The organism is Lyngbya sp. CCY1209 (genome assembly GCF_035615495.1).
GTDB lineage: Bacteria > Cyanobacteriota > Cyanobacteriia > Cyanobacteriales > Microcoleaceae > Limnospira.
Window position 1 is genome coordinate 1 of the sequence record NZ_JAJENU010000240.1, and the last position, 4639, is coordinate 4639.

The 4639-nt window shown below is 58.0% G+C and carries 6 protein-coding genes; 3 read left to right on the forward strand and 3 right to left on the reverse strand.

Annotation, left to right across the window (positions count from 1 at the left end; translation table 11 throughout):
- Nucleotides 1–300 precede the first annotated feature (300 nt).
- A complete protein-coding gene (locus tag LKE08_RS06220) occupies nt 301–525 on the forward strand; it encodes a DUF4327 family protein (RefSeq protein ID WP_324703337.1) in 225 nt (74 codons plus the stop codon).
- Nucleotides 526–902: 377 nt separating this feature from the next.
- On the opposite strand, the gene LKE08_RS06225 is transcribed toward LKE08_RS06220, so the two are convergent.
- Together LKE08_RS06225 and LKE08_RS06230 are read right to left on the reverse strand one after the other, a co-directional pair.
- Nucleotides 903–1295, reverse strand: coding sequence for a hypothetical protein (locus LKE08_RS06225; protein WP_324703338.1), 393 nt, complete (start codon nt 1293–1295; stop codon nt 903–905).
- A 161-nt stretch (nt 1296–1456) separates the two neighbouring features.
- Nucleotides 1457–1810, reverse strand: a complete 354-nt coding sequence (locus LKE08_RS06230) for a hypothetical protein (RefSeq protein WP_324703339.1) — start codon at nt 1808–1810, stop codon at nt 1457–1459.
- Between the two features lie 14 nt (nt 1811–1824).
- Here LKE08_RS06230 and LKE08_RS06235 point away from each other — a divergent pair, with 14 nt between their 5' ends.
- Nucleotides 1825–1959 (forward strand): hypothetical protein, encoded by a 135-nt coding sequence (locus tag LKE08_RS06235; RefSeq protein WP_324703340.1) that lies wholly within the window; start codon nt 1825–1827, stop codon nt 1957–1959.
- 79 nt (nt 1960–2038) lie between these two features.
- Nucleotides 2039–2998, forward strand: a complete 960-nt coding sequence (locus LKE08_RS06240; protein ID WP_324703341.1) for a cation diffusion facilitator family transporter — start codon at nt 2039–2041, stop codon at nt 2996–2998.
- Here LKE08_RS06240 and LKE08_RS06245 read toward each other — a convergent pair.
- Nucleotides 2944–4485 carry an ATP-binding protein gene (locus tag LKE08_RS06245; protein WP_324703342.1) on the reverse strand — a complete coding sequence of 514 codons (1542 nt, stop codon included), beginning with the start codon at nt 4483–4485 and terminating at the stop codon, nt 2944–2946. The two genes, LKE08_RS06240 and LKE08_RS06245, sit on opposite strands and share 55 nt — an antisense overlap.
- Between the last annotated feature and the right edge of the window lie 154 nt (nt 4486–4639).

A 4639-nucleotide genomic window follows, 5' to 3' on the forward strand; every position in this document is an offset into this window, starting at 1 on the left:
ACTTTGATAATGCCTTTGAGAATCCAGCTTTGGATTACTTAAGAATCTGCGTGGTTTTAACCCGCAGAGTATCAACTGCCATTATCGACTGATAAGTTGTCGAATTCATCAATCAACCGGGCGTGGGGGGGGCGATGTCGCCCCTACCCCTAGACCCGAGGCATTTCGGTTTTATTTATGCGAGTTGGGCGGCAAATTGTATTCGCTTATACTGAAAAAAATCCCTTCCCTAAATCTCAATTTTCGATTATATTGAGATCGATGCCACAAATCACTCAGGCAACCCCATGAGGGCGAATTATGACTTACACCACTGTTCAATACTCACTCGACGTCATCAAAGACGAAGTACGCAATCTCATTAACAAGGGTGCGATCGGCCGTCAGCAACCGATTTACACGCTCTGCCAATTCATTCCGGCTCGGGAATGGGCCTATGTGGAGTGCGAACTCGAGGCGTGCAACTTCCTGTTGCGCGATCGCATCGGCGACCTAATCGGATCTGAAAAATGGGAGAATGATTAGAGTCAAGGCTCAATCCGGCCTTTGAAGCGATCGCGGGTTGAGTGACATCAATGTTGACTTAAGCAAATTTAATCGGGTTGGGTTTTTCAGAGTTGACGGTGAGAATTCAATCGAACACCCGACCGGGTTGATTTTCGGAACTTCCCATTCCAATTATCTGTGGCAACGGAACTCAATTCGTGCCAAAAATTCAGTTCGTCGCGATACTTTAATTAATGCAGCGTTTAAAATTTAGGGACTCCTTCAACTCGGCCCTCTGAAAAACCCAACCCCACAAATGCAGCGAGTATTTGTTGACATCTTCCCCGACCTCCGCTGAAGGTACGGGGATTCTACTTTTTTTCTCCGGGCCATCGGCTCCGGATTGCAAGGCGTCGTCAGGTGGACGAGTCAGACTCCCGCAGGCGCTGCAACTCAGCCCTCAACGTCGCAATTTGGTCGGTGAGTTCTTGAATTTCGCCGATCTCGCCGGACTGGGAAACCGGAGGGGCGGGGGGCGGGGCGGGAGTCGCGCCCGAATTGACCGTCGTGGCGGATTCGGACTGGCCGGAGTTGGAGAGGATGGTATCCACGAAACTGCGGGCTTCCTCTTCCGTCACGGCCCCCTTCTCAGCCCACTCTTCGGCAAGCTGGCTCAACTGGGACTGAATTTTTTCGAGATTCTCATCGCGCTTTTGGGGATCTTGCAAGATTTCAATTAAAGAGGAAGTCGCGCCCAAGGTGACGCGAAATCCCTGGTGTAACATCTGAGTCAGGTTATCGACATTCATGAGAATCGAAACTCGTCGAGGAATAACAGGGGCAGACTTCCCACCGCTCCCAAATTTTGGAGAACGGGTGTCGGAAACCGTCGAGTCAGCCAATTGGAAACCCATTCTAGCACTCGCCGACCGGTGCGGGCTAGGCGACCCGGAAAAATCGCGGGTCAAGGTCAAGCGGCTTGGTCGATGTACTGCTGAATATCATCAGCGATCTGGGTCAACTCAGCCTCCGTCGTGAGTTTGATCCGCTCGTCGCGGACCGTGACCAGAACTTTGGCGGCGAAGGGGCTCGGCCAGATGTTGGGATTGCAGAACACCTCCAGGAACACCTCCCCCGCGTGTCGGTACTCGACCGGTTTTTGGGGGGCGGGCCGCCCGGTGCCCGGGGTCGATTGGGCGGAAACGGCTTTGAGCTTTTGCATCAGTTCGTCGAGGGCCGCTTTCAAATGGCGGGCGGCTTCGGGGGTGAAGCGCAGGGAGACGGAGCCTTGAATTAAATTGAGGGTCAGGGGGGGGGCGGACATGATTCGTTTTTAAGATGGTATGCCAGTTCGCTGCGATCGCATTGTACCCGCCGATGCGATCGCCCGCGACATTTCCACCGCCCGCGAAAGTTCCCTCCGACTCGCCGGCGGCCGGAGATCGCGGCAATCGGGCGCGACACGAATCTTAACAGATGTGCGTCCCTTGACTTTCGATATCATTTCGACAAAGATTTCAACGGGTAAAGGTTTCAACCGGGAGCAAGTGCGATGGCGGGCGATCGACGGTCCGAAGTGCGGCGGGTGCTGGTCATCACCCTGATTTTAAATTTGTTGGTGATGGCGATCAAGGCGGTGGTGGGGTGGGCCACGGGTTCCCTGAGTTTGCTGGCCGACGCCCTCCACAGCGTCACCGACAGCGCCAACAACGTGTTGGGATTAGTCGCCAACCACTTCGCCTCCCCGGAACCGGACCGCGAACACCCCTACGGACACCAAAAATTCGACGCGGTGGGCGCCCTGGGGATCGCCGCCTTTTTGGGGATCGCCTGCTTTGAAATTCTCAGCGGCGCGGTGGGGCGGTTATTTTCCGAAGAAAGCCACGCCGTCAACATCTCCCCGTCCCAACTGTGGATTTTGCTGGCGGTGTTGGGGGTGAATATTTTCGTCGCCTACTACGAGCGCCGGGTGGGGCGGCGGGTGGGGAGCGCCCTGCTGGTGGCCGACGCCAAACATACCATGAGCGACGTCTGGATCACGATGATGGTGATCGCCGGGTTGATCGGGGTGTGGCTGGGCAACCGCTGGAACGTCCCCCAACTGCAACTTTTGGACCTGGTGCTGGCGTTTCCGGTGGCGCTGCTGGTGTTCCGCAGCGGTTGGGAGGTGATCGAGGAGAATTTGCCCTGGCTGGTGGACCGGATGGCGATCGCCCCCGAACAGATCAAAGCGATCGCCATGTCCGTCCCCGGCGTCGTCAACTGCCACGCCATCGCCTCCCGGGGGATGATCGGGCGGCAGGTGTTCATCGAAATGCACATGGTGGTGGAGGCGGAGGACGTGGAGACGGCCCACGACATCACGGAGGCGGTGGAGGCCGAACTGGAGAAGCGCTACAACCCCGCCCGGATTCTGATCCACGTCGAGCCCCCCGACTACGAATCGAGCCGCATCACCTACGACGGGCGACCCTCGGAGGGGGGCGGCGGTTCCTTGGGCAGCGAGAAATAGAACGTCGCCCCGTTTCCCGGCTCCCCTTCGGCCCAAACCCGCCCGCCGTGGCGGTGGACGATGCGGCGGACGTTGGCCAGCCCGATCCCCATACCTTTAAACACCTTGCGGGAGTGGAGGCGCTGAAACGGGCCGAAGAGTTTGTCGGCATATTTCATGTCGAATCCGGCCCCGTTGTCGCGGACGGAGAAAATCACCTCCTTTTCGGTTTCGGTGGCGGCGACGGTAATTTCGGCGCGCGAGCAGAGCCGCGTATATTTGACGGCATTTTCCAGCAGGTTTTGAAACACCGTCCGCAACAGCTCCCGGTCGGCCCAAACCCGGGGGAGCGGTTCCACCGTCCAGGCGATCTCCCGCCCCTCCAAATCGATCTCGGCCTGTTGTTTCGTCTGTTGCACGAGGTGAAACGGATCGACCCACGTCGGGAGCATCTGCACCCGGCCGGTGCGGGAAAACCGGATCAGCTCGTCGAGCATCCGGCCGGCCTGTTGGGCGAGGTTGGCGATGGTCTCCAAGTAACTGCTACTCGTGGCGTCGAGTTGCGCCCCGGCGAGATGTTCGTGCAACAAACTCACGAAGCCGTTGATTTGGCGCAGCGGCGCCTGCAAGTCGTGGGAGACGGAATAGGCGAAAATTTCCAACTCCTGATTGGTGGCCTCCAGTTGGGCGGTGCGCTCGTGAATTCGACTTTCTAGGGTCTGGTTGAGCTGGCGAATTTCCGCTTGCGATCGCTTGTGATCGCTAATATCTTCGATCAACCCGTCGATGATCAGGCTCCCCCCGAGCCTCTCCGGCGTCGTACTCACCCGCAGCCAAACCGGGCGCCCGTCCGGCCGCCGGAACTGAATTTCCCGGCACTCTTGGGCCGGCTGCTCGGAATCGACCTGCCCTCGCAGGGCGGCGTCAGCCAGGTCCAGCCGCAGCCGCTCCCGGATGAACCTTTCCACATCTTCGTCCGATCGCAACCCCAGCAAGTCCAGCAGCGCCTGGTTGTACTGCAAGATCTTGCCGTCGGAACCCACGAAAAACACCCCCAAACTCAGTTGATTGAGTAGAGACCCGAGGCGATATTCGGATTGGACGGCCCGCCGCCGACTCTGGACCCGCTCCCACACGGACCGCACCCCTTGGGTGAGGCGGAGAAAATGTTGGGGGGATTTGATGATGTAATCGTCGAGGCCGGCTTTCATGGCTTCGACGGCGATTTCTTCGGTTCCCGTGTTGGTGAACATGATCACGGGACAGTCCGGGTGGCGGGATTTGACCCGTTCGAGGATCTGCAACCCCGTACTCCAACAGAGTTGGTAGTCGGTGATCACCAGGTCGAAATCCCCCCGTTCCAAGATCGCCTCCAACCCTTCCGGTTCCCCGACTTCTTCGATGGCGGTGTCCGAAAATTCTTGTCTGAGCGCCCGGTCGATCAGGAGGCGGTCGTCGGGATTGTCGTCGATCAACAAAATTCGCCGTAGCGGTTGCTCTTGATACATAGTCCTGGTCTCGATCATTTCGCTGGGGTCGGGTGGGCGCAACTGACGAAGGAGCTGACACGGCCGGCGACAAAAATCTCACGAGGATAGTCGGGAGATTGGAAGCCCCGTCTCTTCAGAGCGGGGATGAAAATCGACTCGAGCGGCTTGAGCC